This is a genomic window from Actinomadura sp. KC06 (assembly GCF_004348735.1).
In the GTDB taxonomy this organism is placed as follows: Bacteria; Actinomycetota; Actinomycetes; order Streptosporangiales; family Streptosporangiaceae; genus Spirillospora.
On the sequence record NZ_SMKT01000012.1, the window covers coordinates 59606 to 85373 of the forward strand.

The window sequence follows — 25768 nt, forward strand, 5'->3', positions numbered from 1 at the left end:
GGAATCGGCGGACGCGGATGAGCACGGTGATCGCCAAGCGGCCGCCGGTGTCCCGGGTCGCGGCCGCACGCCGGCGGCGGGTCGTGGGTCTTGGCGTGCTCGTGGCCGTCCTGCTGACGGCGGGGGCGCTGTCGATGGTCGTCGGCGCGCGGGCGCTGAGCCCCCGCGAGGTATGGCAGGGGCTGTTCGCGGCATCGGACGCCGACCAGCGGCTCACCGAGATCAGGCTCATCGTGCGGACGGTCCGGGTGCCGCGGACGGTGCTCGCGATCGTGGCGGGCGTCGCCCTGGGGATCGGCGGGGCGCTGATCCAGGGGTGCACGCGCAACCCGATCGCCGACACGGGGCTGCTCGGAGTGAACGCCGGTGCCTCGTTCGCCGTGGTGTCGGCGGTCTCCCTGTTCGGGCTCGCGAACCCGTTCCAGTACGTCTGGTTCGCCTTCCTGGGGGCGGCGGTCGCCGGGGTCGTCGTGTTCGGGCTGGCGAGCATCGGGCGCGGGGCCGGGAACCCGCTGACGCTCGCGCTGGCCGGGCAGGGGGTCGCGGTGTTCCTGGCGGCGATGACCACGGCGGTCGCGCTGTCGGACAAGGCGTCGCTGAACGCGCTGCGGTTCTGGAACGCGGGCTCGGTGGCCGGGGTGAAGTTCGACGTCATCTGGCCGGTGTCGGCTTTCATCGCGGCCGGGCTGGTCCTGACGGTGATCATGCTGCCCGCCATCAACCTGCTCAACCTGGGCGACGACGTGGCGCGCGGGCTCGGGGTGAACATCGCGCTGACCCGGACGGTCGGCATCGCCGCCATCACCCTGCTGGCGGGCGCGGCGACGGCGGCGTGCGGCCCGATCGCGTTCCTCGGGCTCATGGTCGCCCATGTCGCCCGGTATCTGACCGGGCCTGACTACCGATGGCTCGTCCCGTATGCGGGGCTGCTCGGGGCGGTCGTCCTGCTGGTGTGCGACATCGTGGGACGCGTCGTCGTCCGGCCGGGCGAGCTGGACGCGGGCATCGTCGTCGCCCTCCTCGGCGCCCCGTTCTTCGCGGCTCTGGTCTGGCGCGGAAAGCTCAAGACCGCATGAACCAGACGGATGTGAAGCGGTCCGTGACGCCGGGTGTGCGGCTCGGGCGGGTGTCGTTCATGTGGCGGCCCTGGCCCGTCCTCGTCACGGTGGTGCTGGCGGCGGCGGCGTTCCTGGTGTTCTGCCTGTCCATCGGCGTCGGCGACTTCCCCATCGCGCTGCCCCGCGTGATCGCCACCATCCTCGGCCGGGGCGAGCGGGTCGACGAGTTCGTGATCATGGACCTGCGGATGCCGCGCGCCCTGGCCGGGCTCGTCGTGGGGGTCGCGCTGGGGGTGTCCGGGGCGATCACGCAGTCGATCGCGCGCAACCCGCTGGCCAGCCCGGACGTTCTGGGGATCACGGGTGGCGCAAGCGCGGTCGCGGTGTTCCTGGTGACGGTCTCGGGCGGGGTGTCCGCGTTGGTCGCCGGGTCGGTGGGCATGTCGGCGGCGGCGCTCGCGGGCGGGCTCGGCACCGGTCTGCTGGTGTACTTCCTCGCCTGGCGGCGCGGGATCGACGGCTTCCGGCTCATCCTCATCGGCATCTCGATGAACGCGCTGATGCAGGCGCTCACTGCCTGGCTGCTGGTCACCGCCGACATCAGGGACGTGGCCCGCGCCCAGGCGTGGCTGATCGGCTCGCTGGACGGACGCTCCTGGGACGACATCCGGGTGCCGCTCTGGTGCGCGGCCGTCCTGCTGGCCGTCGTCGGGGCCGCCGCGTTCCAGTTCAGGCAGCTGACCTTCGGTGACGACGTCGCCGCGGGGCTGGGCGTCCGGTACTCGGCGGTGCGGGCGGTCATGCTGCTGTGCGCGGTGCTGCTGGCCGGTGTGGCGGTGAGCGCGGCGGGGCCGGTCCCGTTCGTCGCGCTGGTGGCGCCGCAGGTGGCGATGCGGCTGGCGCGCTGCCCGACGCCGCCGCTGGTGGCGTCCGGCCTGGTGGGCGCGCTGCTGCTGATCGGCTCGGACCTGGTGGCGCGCACCGCGCTGCAGGTCACGCTGCCGGTCGGCGTGGTCACCGCCGCGATCGGCGGGCCCTTCCTCGTCTACCTGCTGGTGCGGGCGAACCTCCGCCAGGCGACACGGGGGTAGGCGATGCCGAGCAAAGGAGATCCAGTGACCGCTGAAACGCAGGCCGACGCGCCGCTGGCCGCGCGGGGCGTCACGGTCGGGTACGGCGGTCGGACGGTCATCGACGGCCTCGACGTGGCGATCCCGCCCGGGGTCATCACGACGATCATCGGCCCGAACGGCTGCGGGAAGACGACCCTGCTCCGGACGCTGTCGCGGCTGCTCAGGCCGTCGAAGGGCACGGTCGTCCTGGACGGCGAGGACATCGCCAAGCTCAAGACCAGGAACGTCGCCAAGAGGCTCGGCCTGCTGCCGCAGGCGCCGGTGGCGCCGGACGGGCTGACGGTCGCCGACCTCGTCGCGAGGGGCCGCCATCCGCACCAGAGCTGGCTGCGGCAGTGGTCGTCGGACGACGCCGCCGTCGTGGAGCGCGCGCTCGCCATGACCGGGGTGTCCGACCTGGCCGACCGTCCGGTGGACTCGCTGTCCGGCGGGCAGCGCCAGCGCGTCTGGATCTCGATGACCCTGGCTCAGGGCACCGACCTGCTGCTGCTGGACGAGCCGACCACCTACCTGGACCTGGCGCACGCGATCGACGTCCTCGACCTGGTGGACGACCTGCACGAGTCGGGACGCACCGTCGTCATGGTCCTGCACGACCTCAACCTGGCGACGCGCTACAGCGACAACCTCATCGTGATGCGGGCGGGGACGGTCCTGGCGCAGGGGCATCCGCGGGACGTGATCACCGCCGGGCTGCTGGACGAGGCGTTCGGCCTGCGCGCGGAGGTGATCGACGACCCGGTGGGCGACCGTCCGCTGATCGTCCCGATCGGCCGCACCCACGTCCGCCCCGGCGGCGCCCACGTCCGCCCTGGTCGGAGGCGGGACCCCGATGGAGAAGAAGATCCTAATTAGGTTAGGCTGCCCTTATTTACGCCTGTTAATGTACGTCTGCTCTGGAACGATCCAGCGGCGTCCGGCCTGGAAAGCAAGGGATTTCGCATGCCACTCCCCCGACTGACACGTCCGAGATCCCGGCGGCGGCCGGCCGCGCTCCTGTCGGCCGCGGCCCTCGGCGCCGCGCTCCTCACGGGCTGCGGCTCCGACTCCTCGGACGACGCGGACGGCGGCGCGCAGGCCGCCGCGGGCGGCGTCTTCCCGGTCACCGTGGAGCACGCGTTCGGGTCCACGAAGATCACCGAGGCTCCGAAGCGGGTCGTCTCCGTCGGCTACACCGACGACCAGGCCATCCTGGCGCTCGGCACCAAGCCCGTCGGCATGGTCGACCAGTACCCGAACCCGGCGGGCACATCCCCCGACATCAACACCCAGTGGCCCTGGGTGAAGGACAAGTGGGGCGACGCCAGGCCCGAGGTCGTCATGAACAACGGCGACACCGGCCCGAACTTCGAGAAGATCGCCGCGCTGCGCCCCGACCTGATCATCGCGGTCTACTCCGAGATCGACCAGGCCGCCTACGACAAGCTCTCCAAGATCGCCCCGACGGTGGGCCGGACGAAGGCGGAGAAGGAGCCGTTCAGCGCGCCGTGGCAGGACAACGCGGTGCACATCGCCAAGGCCCTCGGCAAGGAGGCCGAGGGCAAGAAGCTGGTGCAGGACATCCAGGCCAAGCTCGACGCCGCCCGCAAGGCGCACCCGGCCTTCGCGGGCCAGACCGCCGTCGCCGTGTCCTGGTACAAGGACTCGATCGCGCCGTTCACCACGACCGACGTGCGCGGACGGCTGCTCTCGGGCATCGGCTTCAAGGGCGCCGCCGAGATCGACAAGATCGCGGGCGGCAAGTTCTTCACGGTGCTGTCCCCCGAGCGCATGGACCTCATCGACGTCGACCGCATCTTCGTCATCAACGACAAGGCGGACCAGGAGGCGCTGAAGAAGTTCGAGCTGTTCGCCAACCTCTCCGCAGTCAAGGGCGGGAAGGTGTCCTACCTGCTGGACAGCGAGGGCCCGGCGATCGGCGCGGCCATGTCCCAGGGCACGCTGCTGTCCCTGCCGTATGCGATCGACGAGCTGGTCAAGGCAGCAGCCGCCCAGGGGTGAGCACCACCGACACACGCGCCACGGGGACGACGGCGACCCTGCACACGGCGACCGGACGCGAGGCGGCCCGATGGGTCGCCTCGCATTGCCGGGACGTGCCGTGGCTGACGTCCGCGACCGTCCTCACGACGGTGGCCGGGGCGGCGCTCCAGGTGCTGCCGGTGCTGCTGCTCGGCCGCGTGGCGGACGGGGTGGCCGGCGGCGAGCCGCAGTCGATCCTGGTCACGATCGGCGCGCTGATGGTGGGCGCCGCGCTGCTCGGCGCGGCCGCCACCGCCGCGTCGACGTACCTGATCGGACGGCTCGGCGCGGACCTGCTGGCGCGGCTCCGCGAAGGCGCCGTCCGGGCGGTGCTGGGGATGCCGAGCGCGCGGATCGAGCAGGTCGGGCGCGGCGACGTGCTCTCCAGGGTCGGCGACGACGTGGCCGTGGTGTCCAAGGGCATCCGGACGGCGGTCCCCACCGTCTTCTCGGCGGGCGTCCTGGTCGTCATCGCCACCGGCGGCATGTTCGGCCTGGACTGGCGGCTCGGCCTGGCGGGCGCGGGCGCGCTGCCCGCCTACACGCTGGCGCTGCGCTGGTACCTGCCCCGGTCCGCCCCGCTCTACCAGCGGCAGCGGGCCGCGCAGGCCGACCGGGCGCAGGCGCTGATCAGCGGCCTGAACGGGATCGGCACCGTCCGGGCGTACCGGCTCGAGGACGCCTTCCGCGCGAAGGTCACCGCCGAGTCGTGGCGCGTCCGCGATCTCGGCATCGAGGTGTTCCGGTTCTTCGGCCGGTTCGTCGGGCGGGAGAACCGCGCGGAGTTCATCGGGCTCGTCCTGATCATCGTGGTCGGGTACGCGCTGCTGGAGGCGGACGCCGCCACCCTGGGCGAGGTCGCGGCGGCGCCGCTGCTGTTCCACCGGCTGTTCAATCCGCTCGGCTCGATCATGTTCACCTTCGACGAGGCGCAGAAGTCGGGCGCGAGCCTGACCCGGCTGGTCGGCGTCCTGGGAGAGGCCGCCGAGGACCGGTTGGTCGGCGACCCGGCCGCCCCGCCGCCCACCGCCGCCGCGTACCCGGTGGCGGTGGAGGGGCTGACGTTCACCTATCCCGGCGGCGAGGAGCCCGTCCTCCGGGACGTCGACCTGGCGATCCCGTCCGGCGGCTCGCTCGCGCTGGTGGGGGCGACGGGCGCGGGCAAGTCGACCCTGGCCGCGCTGGTCGCGGGCATCGGGACCCCGCAGAAGGGCTCGGTCCGCATCGGCTCGACGGACCTCGCCGACCTGGACGAGGCCGGGGCGCGGACCTTGGTGAGCATCCTGACGCAGGAGACGCACGTGTTCTCCGGCCCGCTCGCCGACGACCTCCGGCTCGCCGCACCGAACGCGACCACCGCCGAGCTGATGGACGCGTTGCGCACGGTCGGCGCAGGCGAATGGGTCGACGCGCTGCCCGACGGCCTCGACACCAGGGTCGGCGAGGGCGGCGAACGCCTCGACGTCACCAAGGTCGCGCAGATCGCCCTGGCCCGCCTGGTCCTGGGCCGCGCACCGGTCGTGGTGCTGGACGAGTCGACCGCCGAGGCGGGCAGCCAGGGCGCCGCCGAACTGGAACGGGCCGTCCTCGCCGCATGCCAGGGCCGTACCACGTTGTTCGTCGCGCACCGGCTGACCCAGGCGATGACCGCCGACCGGATCGCCGTCCTGGACGCGGGCCGCGTGGTCGAACACGGAACCCACGAAGAACTGGTCGCCCAAGACGGCCGGTACGCGCGGCTGTGGCGAGCCTGGCGAGAAGGCAGTTAGGTCGATGACGACCCCTGACGAACAGCAGCCCCGCACGGGCTCCGCGATCCTCCGGACCGCGCTGCGCCGCAACATCGGCGCGATGACCGGCGGCACCGTCCTCATGGGCCTGTACCAGGCGGGCGAGACCGCCTTCCCCATCGCGCTCGGCCTGATCGTCGAGCACACGATGCGGGACCGGAGCCTCGGCGCGCTCGCCCTGTCCATCGCCGCGCTCGCCGTGATCATCACGACGGTGTCGTTCTCATGGCGGTTCGGGATGCGCGTCCTGCAGAAGGCCAACACGACCGAGGCGCACCGCTGGCGGGTGGAGGTCGCGTCCCGCGGGCTCCAGCCGGTGGCCAGGGACACCGATCTCAAGTCCGGCGAGGTGCTGACCATCGCCACCGAGGACGCCGACCAGACCGCCGACATCATCGAGGTGGTGCCGCTGCTCATCAGCTCGCTGGTCGCGGTGCTGGTCGCGGCGGTCGCGCTGGGCCTGGCGAGCGTCCGCCTCGGCCTGCTGGTGATCGCGGGGACGATCGCGATCCTGACGATCCTGAGCGTGCTGTCCAGGCGGATCGGCTCCGGCACCCGCGAGCAGCAGGCACGGGTGGCGCGGGCGGGCGCGAAGGTCGCCGACCTGATCATCGGGCTCCGCCCACTGCGCGGCTTCGGCGGCAACCACGCGGCGTTCGGCTCCTACCGGACGGTCAGCACGGAGGCCAAGCACCAGGCGGTGATCGTCGCGCGGGCGAACGGCGCGTACGCGGGCGCCGCGCTGGCCCTCAACGCGCTGCTGGCCACCGCCGTGACGCTCGTGGCGGGACGGCTCGCGTTCCAGGGCCAGATCACCATCGGCCAGCTCGTCATGGCCGTCGGGCTCGCGCAGTTCATCATCGAGCCGCTCAAGCTGTTCTCGCAGATGCCGACATACGTGATGATCGCGCGGGCGTCGGCGCAGCGGATGGCGCTGGTCCTCGCCGCGCCGCCGGTGACGACCCCGGGCCGCGGCCGTCCGGCGCCGGGCGGCGGCCTCGACGTCGACGGCGTCCGGTATGGGGCCTTGAACGAGCTGAAATTCACGGTGCCGTCCGGCGAGTTCGTGGCGATCACCGCCTATCAGCCGCGCGCGGCGGCCGACCTCGCGTCGGTGCTGGCGGCCGCCGTCCCGCCCGACGCGTACGAGGGCGTGGTGCGGGTCGGCGGGCAGGAGACGGCCGACCTGTCGATCGAGACGCTCCGCGAGCACATGCTGGTGAACCCCTACGACGGGGAGATCTTCGCGGGCACCCTCCGCACGAACATCGACCCGTCGGGCGCCGGACGGATGATCGCCGAGGCCGTCGCGGCGTCCATGCTGACCGACGTCGTCGCGCTCCACCGCGACGGGCTCGACCACCCCGTCCGGGACCGGGGCGCGAACCTGTCCGGCGGGCAGCGGCAACGGCTGTCGCTGGCCCGCGCCCTCGCCGCCGACACCGACGTCCTCGTCCTGCACGACCCGACGACCGCCGTCGACGCCGTCACCGAACAGCTCATCGCGCGCAACATCGCCGCACTGCGCCGGGGCCGCACCACCATCGTGATCACCAGCAGCCCGCCCTTCCTGGACGCCGCCGACCGGGTCCTCGTCCTGGACGGCGGCGTCATCACCGCCGAGGACACGCACCGCAACCTGCTCGGCACCGACGAGACCTACCGGCTGGCCGTGGCCCGCTGACCCGACTCCCGAGTCACTGCTGGGCCACTGCCATGGCTCGCAGCTCTATGTCCGCCGCCACCGACCGGAGGGCCTCGAGGACGAGCTTCACGTGCGGCAGCCGCGCGTCACCGATCCGGGTGAACGCATGGACGACCCGGACGACCGGATGGACCAGGGGGTGCAGGCTGACGTTCGAGGTGTCGGCGGGCAGCGCCATGCGCGGCACCAAGGCGACTCCGGCGCCGACGGCGACGAGTTCGGTCAGCACGGAGAAATCGCTGGCGATCACGGCGGGGCGGGGCACGAACCCCGCGCTTCCGCAGGCGCGCCTGGTCAGCTCGTGGCAGGAGGTCTCGGGGCCCGGCATCAGCCAGTTCTCGTCGGCGAGGTCGGCGAGGTTCACGCGCTGCCCGGCAATCAGGGTGCGCTCGGCGGCCAGATGCTGAGGCAGGGCCAGCAGTACCGGCTCGTCCATGAGCCGGTGCTGTTCGCAGCCCGCCGGCAGGTCGCGGGGCAGCAGGCTGTAGGAGTGGACGATCGCGATGTCGCTGTCGTGGCGGCGCAGCCCCTCCGCGGCCTCGTCCGGCTCATGTTCGATGACGCGCAGCTCGGGTGAGCGCCCCCGCTCCTGGGAGAGCGCGCGCCACATCCGGGACACCAGAACCCGGGCGGCCGACGGGAAGGCGGCGACGCGGACCAGCCCCTGGTCTCCGCCGCGCAGCGCGCGAAGATCGGCCTCGACGGTGGCGAGCTGGCCGAGGATGACCTCGGCGTGCTCGACCAGCAGGTTCCCGGCCGCCGTCAGCCGCAGCCTCCTGCCCTGCTTCTCCAGCAGCGGCATGCCGGCCTCCTTCTCCAGCGCGGCCAGTTGCTGGGACACGGCGGGACCGCTGAGGTGCAGGGCCTCGGCGGTCGCCGTGACGGTGCCGTGGACCTGGAGTTCGCGTAGCAGCCGCAGGCGGCGTACCTCTAACAAGAAGAACACCTTCCTGGTTCCGAAAGGAAGATTAATTAGATCTTCATCATTGTATAGGGAAGGCTGGGACCTGTGAATCGATCGAAGACACTTCGCTTTCCGGCCCTGGTCACGACGGTCGTCCTGTGGGCGTCGGCCTTCCCCGCGATCCGGGTGGCGGTCGACGGCCTGGACGTGGGAGGCCTGTCGTTCTGGCGCCTGGCCGTGGCCTCGCTCGCCCTCGCGGCCGTCAGCCCGCTGCTGAAGGTCCGCCGGCCGCGCAGGCGCGATCTCCTGCTGATCGCGCTGTGCGGGGCCACGGGGATGAGCGCCTACCAGTTATTGCTCAACTGGGGCGAGGTCCACGTCCCGGCGGGTACCGCGAGCCTGCTGATCGCCACCGCTCCGGTGTTCAGCGTGCTGCTCGCGACCGCGTTCCTGGGCGAACGCCTCACCACGACGATCGTGCTCGGCAGCATCATCGCGATCTCCGGCGCGGCGGTCATCGCCTACGCGGGCGGTTCGACCCGGGTCACCACCAGCGCCCTGGCCATCCTCGCGGCCGCGGTCGTGCAGGGCGTCTACCACTTCGCGACCAAGCCGCTGCTCAGGCGCTACACCGGGCTGGAGGTCGCCTGCTACGCGATGTGGGCGGGCACGATCTTCCTCCTGCCCCTGGCGCCCGCGGCGGCGCGCGGGCTGGCGCAGGCCCCCGCCGACGCCATCGGATCGGCGGTCTACCTCGGGCTGCTGCCCTCCGCGCTGGGCTTCGTCACCTGGGGGTACGCGGTCGCCCGCTACACGATCGCCGAGTCCACCGCCGCGCTCTACCTCGTCCCGCCCGTCGCGATCGTGGTCGCCTTCGTCTGGCTCGGCGAAAGGCCCACCCTGGTCGACCTGCTCGGCGGCGTGGTCAGCATGGTCGGCGTCGTGGTGATCAATCGCCGCTTCACCCGGCCGCCGACGTCCGCACCCGAGGATGACCCCGCCGTTCAGCGCGCGAAGACCAGGTGATGCGACACAGCATGATGGAACGGTCCATTCGAGGCGTGACGGGCGCCGGGGCCGCGCGGGGATCTACGCCGTGGGGGCCTGCACTGCCTTCAGCGCGGTCGTCACCATCAGCCGGACGCCGAGCGCGATGCATCTTTCGTCGACATCAAAGGCACCGACATGCAGGTCGTACTCGTCGGCGCGGTCGAACCGCCGTACGCCCAGTCGGCCCAGGGCCCCGGGAACCGATTCGAGGTAGTAGCCGAAGTCCTCTCCACCGAGGCTCTGAGGGGTGTCGACCACGCCGTCCTCGCCGAGTACCGTCCGTGCGGCCGTACGGAACAGCTCGACGCTCGTCTCCTCGTTGACGGTGGGCGGGGTGCCGCGTTCGTACGTCAGCTCGGTCTTGACGTCGTACGCTCTGGCGACGGTGTCCAGAAGGGCCTCCATGAGATCGGGCACGGTGTGCCAGAGGCCTCCGTCCAGGCATCGGACGGTGCCTTCGGCGACGCCGTCATCGGGGATCGCGATGGCCACCGAACCCGCGGCCACCCGTCCCCAGACGAGGCTGAGGCCGGCCCGGGGGTCCACCCGGCGGGACAGGGCCGCGGGCAGTTCGGTGAGGACCTTGCCCAGCGCGTACACCAGGTCCGCGGTCAGGTGGGGACGCGCGGTGTGCCCGCCGGGCCCGCCCACCCGCACGCGCACCTTGTCGCACGCCGCTGTGACGGGCCCGGCCCGGAGACCGAACTCGCCGACGGGGAGGCGCGGGTCGCAGTGCAAGGCGAAGATCCGCCCGACGGATGCCAGACCGCCGGCGTCGATGACCTCGCCCGCCCCGCCGGCCAGGCCCTCCTCGGCCGGCTGGAAGACCAACCGCACCCGGCCGGGCAGCAGCCCCGCGTCCGCCCATTGGGCGAGGAAGAGACCGGTGCCGAGCAGGATCGCGGTGTGCACGTCGTGACCGCAGGCGTGACAGGCTCCCCGCAGCCGCGAACGGTACGGGACGTCCTTCTCGTCCGTCACCGGCAGCGCGTCGATGTCGGCTCGCAGCGCTACCGCTGGACCGGCGCCCGAGCCGATGTCGCAGATCAGGCCGGTGCCTTTCGGCAGGCCGACAGGCCGCAGCCCGCCCCCGGTCAACGCCTCGGCGATCCGGGCGGTCGTCCTGTGCTCCGCGAATCCGAGTTCCGGATGCATGTGCAGAGCGCGGCGAAAATCGATCAGTTCGTCCTCTGATCTGGTCAGGAAATCGTCGAGCCGTTTTCGTAGAATTTCCTCGTTTTCATCAGGGCTGGATTCCTGCATGCGCACCTCCCGTGCGGCTCGCTTTTGCCGCTACACGGGTACTGCTTCGTGCAGCGCTGAAATTTCTTGGAGGAGATAGGTGTGCGTCTCCTCCAAGCAGCCAGGGCCGCACTGCTCAAGCGGCCTGCGTTGGACGACCACTTGGTAGCGGGCATCTCCGACTCCGACCTGCACCATGCAGACGGCCTCATCAGTCGCCGCGTAGAACAGTCGTCCCATCCGGACGTCGTCCACCTTGAGTGCACCGGTGTGAATACGGATGAAGTGCTCGGCGGCCTGTGCCGGTTCTGGCACACCGGCCTTTCCGCGGTAGCGGTTCAGAGATATCTCGTCGCGGTAATAGGCTTCGGCCGACGAGATCGCCTGTTCCGGACTGAGAGCGCCGTAGTACAGGCCGTGGGGAAGGCACACGAGATTGGCCGCATAGCGGTCGCCGCCGACGTGGGTGGTCTCCCACACCGCGTCCCCGAAACGGGCCTGCAAACCGCGTGCGAGTGGAACTCCGTGGCGGGCGCAGCACACGTTCCTCTTACCGTTCACGCACACCAGCAGGATCGGCCCGGCGACGCGCGAGCCGAAGGCGGGCGGACGACCGGAGCCCGCGGCCCGCAGATCAAGCCCCGCCAATTCCTCGTCATCGTCCAGTTCCCGGCCCTCCAGCCAGGGGGGATGGCCCTGGCGGTCGTCCCAGGCGGCGGCGTCGAACGGACCAGACCACCCCACGTAGATCTGACGGGGCGGCGGTGTGCGCCGCCTCCCCGGGCGCCGGATGAGCTGCACTCGCAGCCCGTGGGAACGGGCCCGCTCCACCGCATCGGCCAGCGGGGCCGTCAAGCCGGTTCCCTCAATCCGATCGGCCCAGGGGCCTCGATGCTCGATCAGCAGCCAACCGCGCGCCCTGACGGTCGCGCTGGCCATCGTCGGCACGCCGCCTGAATGGCTGCCAAGGCAATGGCTGCACTCATGGAATTCCACCGGATGCCTCCCTTTCAGCTGGAGTGGGGTGCGGCCGGTCGACCCGCATTCGCCTTTCTTCGGATCATCCTACGCCGTTATGTCCGAAAAATTCACGACCACCGGCGGCGGCCTCTGAAACGTGCCGAAAAGATGGCAGCCGACTGGTGATTCAAGTAGAATCCGGACGGTCTCGCCGGAGCGCCCGGAGTCACTCAACCTGAGCGGAGGATGTACCTGCATGCCCGAAGGTTCATCGACAATGATTCTTCTCTATGCTTTTCAGTACGCCGAGCGCGCCTTGGCAGAAGTGCCCTACCTCAGGTTCTCCGCCGAGCGAACCCTGTGTTTTCTCGACGACCTCCGCGACCCGCGCAGCAGGATCGTCGCCGTGATGTCGGAGCCCGTCGACCCGTACACGCTCGAATACCACTTCCGGGACATCTTCCGATTCGACGACCGGATGGTGGAGAGTGCGCGGGAGCGGCTGACCATCGTGGTCCCCGCCGCTCCCGAGGTCCGTCCGCTGGACGAGCTCGTCCACCGCGACGACCAGGTCATGGAGCTGCTGCGGAACACCGTCCGCGCTGATCCCGCGGCGGTCATCGTCAATTTCGCCGCGTCACGGCGGACGGACGAGCTCGCGAGGGCGATCGGTTCGAGCGCCGAAGAGAGCGACCACCTGTTCGCCGACCGATGGGGAGGCAAGGCCGGCGGCAAGGAGCTCCTGATCCGCGCGGGTGTCGCCGTCCCCGGGGGGACCCCGGAGCTCGCGCACGGCGAGGCGGCGGTCGTGTCGGCGGTCAAGCAGCTCACCTCCGGGCCGATACCGCCGCGGCGCGTCCTGGTGAAGTTGAGCGCGAGCACCTGGGCCGCGTCGATCGGCAACGTGCTCGTCGACTGCGACCGGCTCCTCCGCACCAGGGACCTGGTCGGGTCGGCCGAGATGATCCGCATGCCCGGGGACGACTTCCGCCGCGAACTCGCCGAGAGCGGAGCGATCGTCGAGGAGTTCGTCGACGAGGCCGTCTCCTCGCCGAGCGCACAGGGATGGATCGGGGACGGCGGCACGGTCGACACGATCGCCTGCCACGAACAGCTGCTGGTCGACGGCCAGTACTGGGGGTGCCGGTCCGCGGTGGACGAACAGTGGCGGCCCGCCATGGTGACGGCGATGGAGCGCACCGGCGCGGCCCTCGCCGAACTGGGTCACCGGGGCTCGTTCGGAGTGGACTTCGTGACCGTGCCGCGGCGCGGGCTGCTCGCGGTGGAGGTCAACCTGCGCAAGGTCGGGCCCAGCCATGTGGTCCGGTACGTCGAGGCGATCGCGGGCGCGAAGGCAGGAAAGGACGGGCTTGTGCGCAGGCCGGACGGACGGCGGGTGCACTACTCCCACCGGCGTCTGTTCGAGCCCGACGTCCTGACGGCTCTCGACCCGAGGTCCGCCGTCGATCGGCTGCGCGCGGAGGGGCTCCTCTACCGCCATGAGGCGGGCGAAGGGGTGGCGCTCCATGTGCTCGGCGGGTTGGACACCTGCGGATTCGTCGAACTGACCGCGCTGGCGCCGTCCGCCGAACTCGCCGACACGCATCGCGAAGCCGCCGAGGCGGCGCTCATGCGCACCTGAGCCCCTCTTTTGGTAAGGCAACGTTTCGCCGGTCTGACGCGCCTCCCGCGAGGGAGACGAGCCAGACCGGCGAAACGATGGCCCCCGCACCTTCACCCGACCGGGCTCGCCGGGCTCTTGGGGGAGCCGAAGACTTCCTCGAAGGTCTCCAGAATCTGGTCCGGGTCTTCGGTCCCGACGGAGATCCGGAGCATGTCCCGATGCAGTCCGTGGGCGCGCAGTACGGCACGTCCCTCGGGGGTGGACAGCAGATCGAAGTGGGCGACGAAGATCTGGGGCGACGCCATCGTGAAATCGGCGCCGAAACTCGGCCCCTTCGCCACGGCGAGCCGGTCGTACGCCCGCTCCAGCGGCACCCTCAGATCCACCATGAGCAGACCGCCGGGCGCGTCGGGGCGGCGTTCGATCTTCCGGTAATTGGCCCGGGAACGGGCGTCGTAGGGCCAGGCCACTCCCCTGACCAGGCTGGACTCCTGAAGAAGCCGCGCGAGCGCGACCGCGTTGGCGTTCACCCGGTCGATCCGGGCGGCGTAGTCACGGATCCGGGCGGCGACCCGGGCCACGTCGCGGTGGTAGGGCTCGTCACCGTGGCGCGCCAGCCCGTCCCGCAGCCTGGTGGCGAAGGACGAGCCGGCGTTGACCACCGCCGCGCCCATCAGCACGTCCGCGGAACCGGTCGCGTACTTCGTCAGGCTCTCGACCGCAACGTCGGCGTAAGGAAGCACGTCGACGTTGTACGGCGTGGCGATCGTCGCGTCGATCACCAGCGCGCACCCGGCGCGGTCGGCGATCTCCCGCAGCGCCGGGACGTCCGGCACCTGGAGGCTCGGATTGCTGGGAACCTCCACGACGATGCCCGCGAGCTCACCCGCCTGCGCCGCCGCGGCACGGGCGACCATCGCCAGGTCGAACGGGTCCGGCAGGACCATGCGCTCGACGTCGACGACACGCTTCTCCAGCAGGCTCACGGTGTCGAAGAAGATCCAGCCCAGCTGGATCCACCGCCGCCGTCCGTTCGCCCGCTGGATCTCCGACAGCGCCGCGACGGCCGCGGCGACCGCGTTCATACCGCTGTTGTGCAGAGAGACGTCGGCCACCGAGCGGGCGCTGTAGGCGTCCGAGAGCACCTCCCTGACGGACGCGGCCGGATCACCGTCCGGTGCGCTCCCGACCTGAGGGTCGTCGATCAGACCGGCGTCGATCAGACCGGCGGTCAGGAGGACGTCCTCCGCCTTGCGCGACGACAGGTGGCCACCGGTGTGCTGCACGTACTCGCGAACCCGGGTCCGCGCCACGCTCGCGTCACGGGGCAGCCGCACGCCGTGCACCCCGAGGGCCTCGAACGCGGCGTCGGGCGCGAGCCCGGCGTGGGCCGCGGCGGCCGCCGCGGCCCGTGCCGAGCAGGTGAGGACCATGTCCTCGGCCGGTCCGCCGATCTCGCCGGCCACCAGCCGCGCCACCCGCGTCACGTAAGGGTGCGCGCGGAATCGCGGATACCCCCACGGGATGCGCCGCAGCACGGCCTGGTCGCCCGACTCGAACCCGGTCATCGACCCGACGTCCGGGATCGACACCGACACCGAATGCACGGGGCCGGGGATCCGCCGTCCGGCGGGGACATGCCGCAGGCTGACCTCCGCCCACGGCCGTGCTCCCTGCTCGATGCTCACGGCGTGGCGCTCACGAGCCGCTGCACCCCGTCCCAGTAGTTCTCGACGAGCCGCAGGAACTCGAACGCGCCCGCCTCGAACTCGGCACGCGCCTCGGCCGATTCCACATACGGCGCGATCGCGTTGAAGACGGAGTTGCTGTGCCCGACCTCGACGTCGATGTGCAGCGTCCAGAAGTGCCGGACGTCCTCGTCATACCCCTGGTTGGCGAGCCCGTCGTTGATCTTCGAGACCATGATCGAGGACATCGTCTCGTCGGCGTACAGCGCACCGAGCGCGGTGTAGATCGACGACTCGGTGTAGAGCCGCCGGATACCGTCGTTGAGCTGCCGGGTCACCTCGAGCGGCTCGTACTCCGCCAGCTGCTCCCGCTCGATCCCGAGCCGGGACAGGAAGCCGGCGAAGACGGCCGAGTGCGTGGTCTCGCCGCCGACCTCGTCCGCCACGTTCAGGATGATCTCGCGCAGGATCATCTCGTCCCGGGTCTTGATCGCCATTCCGGTGATGTAGAACGGCAGGTACTGGAAGAAGTAGTAGCACTCGCTGAAGAACCGGCGTTCCTGCTCCGGCTCGAACGCCGTGGTGCGGTAGGCGTTCAGCAGCGGGTGCTCGACGGCGCGGTGGGACGCGATCCGGGCCAGCGTCTCGTCGAGGTAGGTCTTGATCTCCGGGTTCTCGACGGCGATCCGCCGCCGGATGCCGGCGTCGACGTTGTCGAAGTGCTCCCACACCGGCACCGAGGCGGGTTCGGTGGTCTTGAGCTCGGTCATTCTTCCTGCTCCTTGCTGTCGTGGCTGCTGTCGTGGCTGCTGTCGTCGTGGCTTGTCGTGCCGCCGCGTGCCCGCTCGCCGGTCAGCGCTCGACCGAGGTGGCCGCCGAGACGCCGGCGTCGTCCCACCAGCGGTCGTCGGCGTCGAACTCGCGGTTCAGGTCGCGGGTACCCGCCCACGTCATGTTGAGGATGATGCGGGTGGTGCTCTCTTCGAGGGGGATCGTCCGGTGCAGGGTCGTGTCGGTCCGCAGGAAGTACACGTCGCCGGACGTGAAGAAGTAGGTGTCGATCGGGTTGTCGACCAGGTACCTGTTGATCTGCGGGTTCGACTTGTCCCAGGAGGTGTGCGGGACGCACTGGAGCAGACCGCCCACATTGATCGGCGGCGATACCAGAACCCAGATCAGGGCGAAGCTGAAGTCGCCCCAGTGCCATCCGTGCGTGTCCCCGCTCTGCTCCTGGCGGGTGATGAGGAACTCCTCGTCCGGCTTCGGGCACGGGTGCAGCTTCTCGCCGGCAATGGCCTCCAGCGGCGAGGTCAGCTCCGAGTGCGCGTACAGCCTGCGCACCAGCTCGCTGTCGTTCGCGATCGTCTCGCTGGGCACCACGGACATCGATCGGCGGGTGTTGTCGGTGGTGGCCAGGCGCAGGTCCCGGCGCTCGGCGTGGAGGTCGAGAAGGCGTTCCGCCTCCTTCCGGAGGAGGTCGCGGACGTTCTCCTTGATGAGCTCGGTCACGGTGACGATGCCGTACCGGTGAAAGCGATGCGAGAGCCGCTGGATGTCGCTCCTATCGAGCTTTTCGCACACTCCGTTGAGTTCGGCTTTGTTCTCCGCATGGTCGACGGTCATGACGAACCTCCGGTATTGGCCGATGTGTGATTCGCCTCGAAGATCGCACCGGGCCGGCCCCGGAATCGGATCTCAGGCTGGCCTGATAGTAGGCAGATCGCGCGCTTTCAACCAAACAGTTCTGCGTGCACTTTTGAACCCTTGCGAAACTTCGCCGCGCATTACAATCCCGTCATGTCGTTTTCACCGTGCTATCCGGCCCCGGCCATCGAACTGGAGGACAAATGTCCGGCACGGCGCTCGATCCCACGTTCACCGCGGTGGACTCCCCCGCCTTTTCCCGCGCGCAGATCGAGGCTCTCGCGACGGGCGGCCTCGCCGCACTTCGCGTCCCCCGCCTATTCGGGCCCGACCTCGTCGGCGGGACGGTCGGCAGGCTGCACCGGCTGCCGGCGGCCGACTACCAGCCGGCCCGGACGGCGATGACGCGTTTCGGTCCCGCCCTCAACGACTACCGCCATCCCGACGGCGGCCTCGATGCCGACCGCTACTGGCACGACGCCGAAACCGCCCGGGCCCAGTGGCGGGGGACGGGCTTCGATCCGGACCCGACCAGGTTGTGCCTGGACGCTCTCGGCGACGCCTGGGGAGAGGCGCTGCGTCCCGCCACCATCGGCGGGCGTCCCGCGTTCGTCGGCATGCTGCGTGAGATAAACGCTGGCACGCTCATCCATTACGACGACATTCGCCTGGAGTACCCGGACGGTCTCTTCGATCAGGAGATCGTCGCGCAGCTCACCTTTAACCTCTGGCTCGTGGTGCCCGGCGACGGCGGGGAGACCACCGTATGGCGGCACCGGTGGGCGTTGGCCGACGACGTCCATCGTCACAAATACGGCTACACCCCGGCGGTCGTTGAGAACTACCAGGAGGTCACCGTGACCCCAGAACTCGGGGACGGGTTGCTTTTCAATCCGAACAACTACCACACGGTACGGCCGAACGGTGAAGGGCATCGGAGAATAACGCTGGCATTTTTCTTCGGCCTCACTCCCGAGGGGAGTCTCGTCGCGTGGTCCTGAGCCGACGATGTGGTGCCATCGGCAGAGGGCCCGCCGCAATTGCGGCGGGCCCTCTCTCAATCGCTCTGGACGGCGTCGGGAAGGCGACTCCATTCGCGGTGCCTTGCCTCGCGTAGTTCCTCGTCGGCCGTCCGCTCGACACGCTCCATGGCCAGTCTCAGCAGCGGCGGCGCCATCAGCGACGTGACCACGGCGATCAGCACCACGATGGTGTAGGCCGGAACGCTGAGAATGCCGAGCCTCAGCCCGACCATCGCGACGGTGACCTCGATGACTCCGCGGGCGTTGAGACCGGCGCCCAGGGCCAGCGCCTCCCACCGGTTCAGCCCGCTCAGCTTCGCGCCCGCCCAGGCCCCCACGAACTTGCCGATGATCGCGACCGCCAGCATGCCCAGCCCGGCCACGGCGATCCTCGGATCGAGGAGCGCGCCGAGATCCATGCGCAGGCCGGCGGTGGCGAAGAAGACCGGCCCCAGGACGGACAGAGCGATGGTGCGGAGCGGGGCCAGGCGAGCAGGTTCGATCCCGCCTACGCGTCCGATGAGGATGCCCGCGAGGAAGGCGCCCAGGATCGGCTCCAGGCGCAGCGCATGGGTGGCGGCCGCGGCGAGGAGGATCAGCACGACAGCGGCCGCGACCACCGGGCCCGGCTCGTTGCCGAGGCCGACCAGCCGGAACGTATGCCGGACCGCCCAGCGCCCGGCGGTCAGCGAGATGAGGGCCACGACCGCGACGGAGGCGAGCGACTGCAGGATGACCGTGCCGCGGACGCCGGCGACGGCGACGGACGACACGACCGACAGCATGAACCAGCCGAAGACGTCGTCGATCACCCCGGCGGTCAGGGTGAGCTGACCGACGTTGCGGTGGAGCAGCCGCATGTCCATCAGCGTCTTCGCGATGACGGGAATGGCGCTCACACACATCGCGACGCCAAGAAAGAGCGCGAAGACGACTCGGTCCGCGCCCTTCGGGGATAAACCGGCGGGAAGCAGGAACGCCGCGCCGATGCCCAGCCCGAGCGGGACGATCAAGCCGCCGCCGCTGACCATGACGGCCGTCCTGCCTCGCCGGCGCACAAGGTCCAGATCCAGGTGCATCCCGGTGACACCCACCAGCAGCAGCACTCCGATCTGGGCGACGGCGTCCAGAAGGTGCATCTGCTCCGCACCGCCAGGGAAGAACCGCCCCGACAGGTCGGTGGGCAGACGGAGGAGGAGCGACGGCCCGAGCAGGATGCCCACAAGGAGTTCGCCGACGACGGCGGGCATTCCAAGCCTCGCCGCGAGCCTGCCGAAGGCCATCGCCAACGCCAGAATCGAGGCCAGCTGGAGCAGAAAGACGAGCAATTGATCCGCTGAAAGCACCGCGACGGTCGTGGGCGTGGATGAGGAAATCATGTGCTCCCCGGACTGTCATGGCTCGACCACAGGAAAGCCGGGCGGAGGGTTGATTTCGGACCTTAACCGACGCGGTCGGCGAGGCACATCGACGAGCCGCCCGCCCTGAATGATCGGTAGGTCCGTGAGATCGTTCGAGTTTGGACAGGGACAAACACGAACAGTGCCGTCCTGATCACGCAATGACGACGGAGGTCATTCAACTGAGGATTTTCTTCAGTTGAAAGAAGGCTCAGCTTCATGGACGTGTCCAACGGTTGCGGCCGGTCACCGTCCCGGCAGGTCGCGGTCGTCTCGCGGGGCACCGTCCGGCAGGTTTCGGACGAGCATTCCGGCGAACCAGGCCCGTCCGAGTTACGTGGGGTGCCCGCTAATCCAGTTGGTTCTCACGTTCCTGGAGTTCCCGGGCAAGGCTACGCCACATTTCAGAGCACTGAATGGCCAAGTCGGCGACGACCGCTAGAAGATGTGCCGGCAGGTTTTCCACCACGCGCGACTGGTGGGCTCTCAGTTGCTGCTGCAGATGGAGCCAGCGCAGGAGTTCTCTCCCCGATTCGGAAAACCGCAGTGACGGATCTTTCCGCAATGACCGCAGCCGTTCCTGCACGCTGTTCTTATCCGTTCTCCGGACGGTGCGCAGGCCGCTCACCGGTTCCGCCGGCCGGTCGCGATCGTCCGGCGTCGCCCCGTCGGGTCGCGACTTGCGCCGGTCCCTGGACGCGACCGGGTCCTCGCCTCGGCGCAATCGCTGCCTGACGTCGTGCGCGGTTCCCACGGAGACGCCCGCGACCTTGGCGATCTTGGTCAACGGTGCGTCCGGCTCGGCTGCCAGGGCCTCCGCGGCCTGGCGCCGTCCCTCGGCGGCGCTGAGCGGACGGCGGCGCCCGTCCTTGCCGATCCGTGTCGCCTCCTCGGGAGATCGCCGGCCCAGCCTCGCCCGGATTCCGCTGACCGTCTTGGCGGATAAACCCGTGCACTCGGCGATGGCCCGGTCCGACATGTTCTGCCGCGAAAGGATGATGCGCTCGGCCGCGGCCCGCCGTTCCTCCATGGAAAGGGGAAGGCCATGCCTCACATTGGACTTCACCGCTTCGATGAAGGCCGCTTCCCCGGTGCCCTCGAAGAATTCGACCCTGACGGCGTCCTCACCTTTGAGCTTGGCCGCGCGGAGCCGATGCATACCGTCGATGACCCGCATCGTGGGCCGATGGACCAGAATCGGCGGCAGTGCGGATTCGATTTCGACCAGCCTTTTGATATGCCTCGCGTCCTCCCCTTCGAGGCGCGGAGTATCGGCCGGCCGAAGCTGATCGATGGGGACCAGGTACGTTTCTTGTGCACCGGAGAAAGATTCTCCGGACCTGTCGACGCGATCGGAAGCATTCATATATGTTCCTCAGTGCGCATCATCACGGAAGAAATGAGAGTGCCGCTGAGCAGACGTCATCCTCACCTTCGACCAAGGTCGGCGGAGAGCTTCGGCCACGACTACCGACCCTGGCCCGGCGCTGACGTTGACGTGCACTACCGTCGGGGCTTCCACCGGCCAGCGGCCGTGACGGTCCATTTTTCCCCGGTTCCAAGGCCATTCGTTACAGGTGGAACGTTGGAACGCAGCGACGCGCATTGAGAGGACCGCCCCATGTTTCTACTCCTCGTGTATCTGCGACGCCCACCGTCTGGCTATACCTTGCCAGCGGGTGACCACTTGATCACATATCAAATATCGAATAGATCAATATGTCAACCGACCAATCTCATGGGTCACCCCGGCTCCGTTCCGCGACCGGCACGTATTTGATCACGCCAGGAGTTTCGGCGCTGCCCTCGATCTGTCCAAATTAGCCAGGGTGTTCGCAGACCAGGCTTAACGAGAAGTAAGACAGTGCGGCGGCGACGCAGCTACAGAAGAACGAAACCGCAAAGAAGAACACGCACCCAGATCCGGCCCGATGGCGCCACCGGGCTGGACGGCGACGAATACGGATTCACGGTGGGCCGGACGGGGTCTGACGTTGAGTTAACCCCTTTCCCTACAGGACGACAAGGATGCGGAGCAAACGCTTTCCATTACGCAGCAAGGCACCACGGTGGACCGGCCACTAACACGATTAGCGGCGGGCCGCTTAAGCACCGATGATCGTCGGCACTGTCGGCCGCCAGCTCGCAGCACATGGGTGACGGTCTTTCCGGCGGCGGTGTGCCAGCGAGGCCGCCATACCGCAACTCGTACAGCCGCGCCGACAGCAGCCTCGGCCGACTGCCGGTTCCGGTGCACCCGCAACGCAGCGATGGTCAAGGCGCTGTACGCGGTCTTGTGCAGTCACACCTGCAGGCGACCGCGGCACCGTGCTCCAAGTCCACGTCCACCCAGCGCAACGCCGCCGCCTCACCACGCCGCAACCCCGCAACGCGATCAGCAGCAGGCGGCATTCAGCCGGTGGCCGCGGATGGCGTGCAAGAACGCGGCGGTCTGCTCGGCTCCCGGTCCGTCTCCAATGCTCCAGCCGGACAGCCGTCCACACCACCGCCCGCGGCCTCCGCCCCGTTGGTATCACCAGCAGCAGTGCAGACCTGCGCGGCGCTCGGGCCGCAGCCTGGCCGCGCTCACCTTCGGCGCTCTGTGGGCGCTGAGTTCGACACGGCCCGAGGCGCATGCGCACCTGCGAGGGCATGGCCTTAGCATGCGGTGCTGGAAACCGACCGCGACCAGGGTCGCCTCTCGGCGCTCCGTGACACGACCGCGACGGCGTCAGCGAACACGTCCGACCCGAGGGGCCGAACCAGCCCCGCGACGCCTGCACCGCTGCCGAGGTCCTGGCCTGGCACCTCACCCTCACCGCAGTCGGCCTGACCGGCGACGCCCACGCGCCTGAGCTATATCGCGGGTGTATCGAAAATCGCATACGTCACTGCAACAGCCTCCCGTCTTCAGTGGGAGGCATGGACCACAGCGCATCAGTGCCACCGCCGCGCTCGGCGATCAAGGCGCGCGTCCTCGCGACCGTCACCCGGCTCGTCGCGATGCTGCTGGTGCCGATCGCCTTCTGCCGCGCGCCGGGCCGTGCCCGCTTCCTGGCCTGCCAGTGGGCGTTGAGCCTGCGCTTCCCCGCCGAGGACCTCCGCGGGCTGGCGCCGGAGACACTGGCGGCGTTCACGCACGCGCGGGCCGAGGCGTTCTGGCGGGACGGGCAGCTGATCGGCCTCACCTCGGGATATCGCGACGCGACGGAGCAGCGCCGGATCTTCATGGCAGAGGTGCGGCGCACCGGCTCGGTGTCCGCGGCGCGGCGCCGGGTGCTGCCACCGGAGGAGTCCGGCCATGTGCGGGGGCTCGCGATCGACGTCCGGCCGACCGAGGGCGCGCGGTGGCTCGAACAGCACGGTGGACGGTACGGGCTCTACCGCGTCTACGACAACGAGTGGTGGCATTTCGAGTACCGCACGGTGGAGCCGGTCCGGCTGCCGCATCCGGACGCGGCGGGTTGGCTGTACGGGCACGGTCCCGCGTACGGGCACGGTCCCGCGTACGGGCGACGGCCTCAGACGTACGGCAATGAGACGTGGCCTGACGTAACGCGTCCCGATGCCCTCGACGGCCGTGGCTCGTGGATGTGCGAAGACCCGGGGATGCGGCCGTGAATCGTGTCTCGGTCGCGCCGGAGCGTCGTGCAGGTACTTTTCGGCCACCGACGTTGCAGACGCTGCCCGTGGCGGTGACCGCGAACGTGGCCAGGGTCCGTACGCGGACCCGGAGCACGATCATGGCCGTGGTCAAGGCCGATGGCTACGGCCACGGCGCCGTCAGCGTCGCCAAGGCCGCCGTCGCCGCCGGTGCCGCATGGCTCGGGACGACGAGCGTCACGGAGGCTTTGGAGTTGCGCGCCGCCGGTCTGGCGGTGCCGATCCTCACGTGGCTGCACCCGTCCGGGATCGATGCCGAGGCGGCGGCCGCCGCCGAGGTCGATGTCGCGGTCGGATCGGTGGACGAGCTCGACGCACTGCTCACGCAGACCGCGCCAACGGTACGGATTCATCTCCATCTGGATACCGGCATGTCCCGTGGCGGCTGCCCGCGTGCGGCCTGGACCGAGCTGATCGGCCTGGCTCAGCGTGGTCAGCGGGCTCGGAGGGTCCGCGTCGTGGGCGTGATGGGGCATCTCGCGATGGCCGATCAAGCCGATCCGGCGGCGAACGCGGGGGCGGTCGCCGGTATGCGCGCGGCGCGGCGGGTGGTCCGGGCGGCGGGTCTCGGCTCGCCCCCGGCCCATCTCGCGGCCACGTCGGGGGCGCTGACCGATCCGGCGACGCATTTCGGCATGGTCCGCGTCGGGGCGGGACTGGTCGGTATCGATCCTTCCGGGACGGTGGAGATGCACGGCGCGTCCCGTCTGACCGCGCCGGTCGTCCACACGTCGGAGGTTCCGGCGGGCACGCCGGTCGGCTACGCCGGTGCGTACGTCACCGACCGGGCCACCCATCTGAGCGTCCTGCCCATCGGATACGCGGACGGGATCCCGCGAGAGTGCTCGCCCCAGGCCGGCGTCGAGATCGGCGGGCGCCGTTTCCCGGTCGTCGGACGCGTCTCGATGGACCAGATCGTGATCGACACCGGCGCCGTGGCCTTCCCGGTCGGCACGTCCGCGACCGTGTTCGGCCCGGACGGGGGCGCGACCCCGACCATCGGGGACTGGGCGCGCTGGGCCGGAACCATTCCGCACACCATCGTCACCGGCATCGGCCCACGCGTGAAACGGAGCACCGCATGAAGAGAAGCCCGCATGAACGGGGACTCGGAACGAAGGAGAGCGCGGAATGATGCGGCGGATCGCGGTGATCGGCGGCGGGCAGAACGCCGAGCACGACGTCTCTCTCGCCACTGCCGCAGCGGTGGCGAAGGCGCTGTGCTCCAGCGGATTCGACGTGGACGAGCTGACCATCGACCGCGACGGCAAATGGTGGCGAGGAACCGACGCGCTCGGAACGAAGACCATCCCTTCCCTGGCGGCGGCCTTGCGCGTCATCGAACGTGCCGACGTCGTCTTCCCCGCGGTCCACGGCCCGTCCGGCGAGGACGGGACGCTTGCGGCGTTGTGCGCCCTGGCGCACACGCCGATGGTCGGGTCGGACCTGCGCGCCAGTGCGCTCGGCATGGACAAGTGGGCCACCAAGCTCGTGGCGGAGGACGCCGGCATCCGCACCGCTCCGGGCCGCCTGGTCATGGCGGCGGAGATCAACGACATCGAGTTCGAGACCGATGCCGTGGTGAAACCGGCCTCGGCCGGGTCGAGTTTCGGCGTCGCCCTGGCGCGCGACGCCTCCCAGCTGCGCGAGGCACTGCGCCGCGCGGCGCGGTTCGACGACCGGATCCTGATCGAGGACGTCGTCGCGGGCCGCGAGATCGATGTGGCCGTCCTGCGTGAGGCCGACGGCCGTCGATGGGCGTCGCCGCCGCTGGAGATCCACACCGACGGCCTGTTCGACACCCGGTCGAAGTATGACGGTTCGGCCCGGTTCAGCGTCCCCGCAGACATCGACGGCACGGACCGCGCGGCCCTGACCGAGGCGGCGCTGCGGATGTTCGACGCGCTCGGCTGCGCCGGCGTCGCCCGCATCGACTTCTTCCTCACCGGTCACGGGCCCGTCCTCAACGAGGTCAACACCATGCCGGGAATGACGGCCGAGTCCCAGGTGCCCAGAATGTTCGCCGCGGCCGGACAGTCCTACGAGCAACTGGTCGAACGCCTCGTCGACGCCGCCACCGTGCCCGGACAGACCCACGATCCCGGCCCCTGAGAGGCCGGAGCGCCGGAGCCACGGGCGGGTCCGTTCGCATACGTCGGCGATAGGTCGCGTTGCATACCCTGCGGAGATGCGTGTGCTGATCGTGGAGGACGAGCCCTACCTGGCCGAAGCCGTCCGTGATGGGCTGCGGCTGGAGGCGATCGCCGCCGACATCGCCGGGGACGGCGACACCGCGTTGGAGCTGCTCGCCGTCAACTCCTACGACCTGGCGGTGCTGGACCGCGACATCCCCGGCCCCTCAGGCGACGAGGTCGCCCGCTGGATCGTGGCGTCCGGCAGCGGCATCCCGATCCTGATGCTCACCGCCGCCGACCGGATCGATGACAAGGCGTCGGGGTTCGGGCTCGGGGCCGACGACTACCTCACCAAACCGTTCGAGCTCCGCGAGCTGGTGCTGCGGCTGCGGGCGCTGGACCGGCGGCGCGCGCACGCCCGTCCGCCGGTCCTGGAGATCGCGGGCCTGCGGCTGGACCCGTTCCGCCGGGAGGTCTTCCGGGACGGACGCTACGTCGCGCTGACCCGCAAGCAGTTCGCCGTGCTCGAAATCCTGCTCACCGCCAAGGGCGGCGTGGTCAGCGCCGAAGAACTCCTAGAGCGGGCCTGGGACGCCAACGCCGACCCCTTCACCAACGCCGTCCGCATCACCGTGTCGGCCCTGCGCAAGCGCCTCGGCGAACCCTGGCTGATCGCCACAGTCCCCGGCGTCGGCTACCGCATCGCCCCCGACCCCGCCGCCCCCGAC

The 25768-nt window shown here is 70.0% G+C and carries 21 protein-coding genes; 13 read left to right on the forward strand and 8 right to left on the reverse strand.

Annotation, left to right across the window (positions count from 1 at the left end; genetic code table 11):
• Positions 1-17 precede the first annotated feature (17 nt).
• The 6 genes from E1287_RS06495 (at position 18) to E1287_RS06520 (ending at position 7687) form a co-directional block, all read left to right on the forward strand.
• Positions 18-1076, forward strand: a complete 1059-nt coding sequence (locus E1287_RS06495) for an iron ABC transporter permease (RefSeq protein WP_131963908.1) — start codon at positions 18-20, stop codon at positions 1074-1076.
• Positions 1073-2149 carry an iron chelate uptake ABC transporter family permease subunit gene (locus tag E1287_RS06500; protein ID WP_131963909.1) on the forward strand — a complete coding sequence of 359 codons (1077 nt, stop codon included), beginning with the start codon at positions 1073-1075 and terminating at the stop codon, positions 2147-2149. Before E1287_RS06495 ends, E1287_RS06500 begins: the two co-directional genes overlap by 4 nt.
• Positions 2150-2152: 3 nt before the next feature.
• Entirely contained in the window at positions 2153-3046 is an 894-nt protein-coding gene (locus E1287_RS06505) for an ABC transporter ATP-binding protein (protein ID WP_207934053.1), read from the forward strand.
• An 87-nt stretch (positions 3047-3133) separates the two neighbouring features.
• A complete protein-coding gene (locus E1287_RS06510) occupies positions 3134-4192 on the forward strand; it encodes an iron-siderophore ABC transporter substrate-binding protein (RefSeq protein ID WP_131963910.1) in 1059 nt (352 codons plus the stop codon).
• Entirely contained in the window at positions 4189-5982 is a 1794-nt protein-coding gene (locus E1287_RS06515; protein ID WP_131963911.1) for an ABC transporter ATP-binding protein, read from the forward strand. The genes E1287_RS06510 and E1287_RS06515 overlap by 4 nt, the downstream gene beginning before the upstream one ends.
• Before the next feature lie 4 nt (positions 5983-5986).
• Positions 5987-7687 carry an ABC transporter ATP-binding protein gene (locus E1287_RS06520; protein ID WP_131963912.1) on the forward strand — a complete coding sequence of 567 codons (1701 nt, stop codon included), beginning with the start codon at positions 5987-5989 and terminating at the stop codon, positions 7685-7687.
• 13 nt (positions 7688-7700) lie between these two features.
• Here the strand turns inward: E1287_RS06520 and E1287_RS06525 are convergent, their stop codons facing one another.
• Positions 7701-8645, reverse strand: coding sequence for a LysR family transcriptional regulator (locus E1287_RS06525; RefSeq protein WP_131963913.1), 945 nt, complete (start codon positions 8643-8645; stop codon positions 7701-7703).
• 72 nt (positions 8646-8717) lie between these two features.
• On the opposite strand from E1287_RS06525, the gene E1287_RS06530 reads away from it, so the two are divergent.
• Positions 8718-9638 (forward strand): DMT family transporter, encoded by a 921-nt coding sequence (locus E1287_RS06530; RefSeq protein WP_131963914.1) that lies wholly within the window; start codon positions 8718-8720, stop codon positions 9636-9638.
• Between the two features lie 63 nt (positions 9639-9701).
• On the opposite strand, the gene E1287_RS06535 is transcribed toward E1287_RS06530, so the two are convergent.
• Complete coding sequence (locus E1287_RS06535; RefSeq protein WP_131963915.1) at positions 9702-10925, reverse strand: amidohydrolase; 1224 nt, start codon at positions 10923-10925, stop codon at positions 9702-9704.
• 30 nt (positions 10926-10955) lie between these two features.
• Complete coding sequence (locus tag E1287_RS06540) at positions 10956-11900, reverse strand: sucrase ferredoxin (RefSeq protein ID WP_243718685.1); 945 nt, start codon at positions 11898-11900, stop codon at positions 10956-10958.
• A gap of 241 nt (positions 11901-12141) precedes the next feature.
• Here E1287_RS06540 and E1287_RS06545 point away from each other — a divergent pair, with 241 nt between their 5' ends.
• Entirely contained in the window at positions 12142-13506 is a 1365-nt protein-coding gene (locus E1287_RS06545; protein ID WP_207934054.1) for a peptide ligase PGM1-related protein, read from the forward strand.
• A 92-nt stretch (positions 13507-13598) separates the two neighbouring features.
• On the opposite strand, the gene besB is transcribed toward E1287_RS06545, so the two are convergent.
• The 3 genes from besB to besD all read right to left on the reverse strand — a co-directional run bounded on the left by besB (position 13599) and on the right by besD (position 16799).
• Positions 13599-15176, reverse strand: coding sequence for an L-2-amino-4-chloropent-4-enoate dechlorinase/desaturase BesB (gene besB, locus E1287_RS06550; protein WP_207934055.1), 1578 nt, complete (start codon positions 15174-15176; stop codon positions 13599-13601).
• Positions 15173-15946: a 4-chloro-allylglycine synthase BesC gene (gene besC / locus E1287_RS06555; protein WP_131963917.1), complete on the reverse strand. Its 774-nt coding sequence runs from the start codon at positions 15944-15946 to the stop codon at positions 15173-15175. Before besC ends, besB begins: the two co-directional genes overlap by 4 nt.
• Before the next feature lie 82 nt (positions 15947-16028).
• Entirely contained in the window at positions 16029-16799 is a 771-nt protein-coding gene (besD, locus tag E1287_RS06560) for an L-lysine 4-chlorinase BesD (RefSeq protein ID WP_207934056.1), read from the reverse strand.
• Positions 16800-17023: 224 nt separating this feature from the next.
• Between besD and E1287_RS06565 the strand changes: the two genes are divergently transcribed.
• Positions 17024-17821 (forward strand): proline hydroxylase, encoded by a 798-nt coding sequence (locus tag E1287_RS06565; protein WP_131963918.1) that lies wholly within the window; start codon positions 17024-17026, stop codon positions 17819-17821.
• A 56-nt stretch (positions 17822-17877) separates the two neighbouring features.
• On the opposite strand, the gene E1287_RS06570 is transcribed toward E1287_RS06565, so the two are convergent.
• Together E1287_RS06570 and E1287_RS06575 are read right to left on the reverse strand one after the other, a co-directional pair.
• The gene (locus E1287_RS06570; RefSeq protein ID WP_207934057.1) at positions 17878-19188 is read right to left on the reverse strand and encodes a cation:proton antiporter; all 1311 of its coding nucleotides are present in this window, start codon (positions 19186-19188) and stop codon (positions 17878-17880) included.
• 403 nt (positions 19189-19591) lie between these two features.
• Positions 19592-20608 carry a ParB/RepB/Spo0J family partition protein gene (locus E1287_RS06575; protein WP_131963920.1) on the reverse strand — a complete coding sequence of 339 codons (1017 nt, stop codon included), beginning with the start codon at positions 20606-20608 and terminating at the stop codon, positions 19592-19594.
• Positions 20609-22164: 1556 nt separating this feature from the next.
• Between E1287_RS06575 and E1287_RS06580 the strand changes: the two genes are divergently transcribed.
• From E1287_RS06580 to E1287_RS06595, 4 genes are all read left to right on the forward strand, one after another.
• Positions 22165-22863, forward strand: coding sequence for a M15 family metallopeptidase (locus E1287_RS06580; protein ID WP_131963921.1), 699 nt, complete (start codon positions 22165-22167; stop codon positions 22861-22863).
• 74 nt (positions 22864-22937) lie between these two features.
• Positions 22938-23990, forward strand: a complete 1053-nt coding sequence (alr, locus tag E1287_RS06585; protein WP_207934058.1) for an alanine racemase — start codon at positions 22938-22940, stop codon at positions 23988-23990.
• Between the two features lie 46 nt (positions 23991-24036).
• Positions 24037-25017, forward strand: coding sequence for a D-alanine--D-alanine ligase family protein (locus tag E1287_RS06590; protein ID WP_131963923.1), 981 nt, complete (start codon positions 24037-24039; stop codon positions 25015-25017).
• 76 nt (positions 25018-25093) lie between these two features.
• A partial coding sequence (locus E1287_RS06595; RefSeq protein ID WP_131963924.1) for a response regulator transcription factor occupies positions 25094-25768 on the forward strand: 675 nt, incomplete at its 3' end.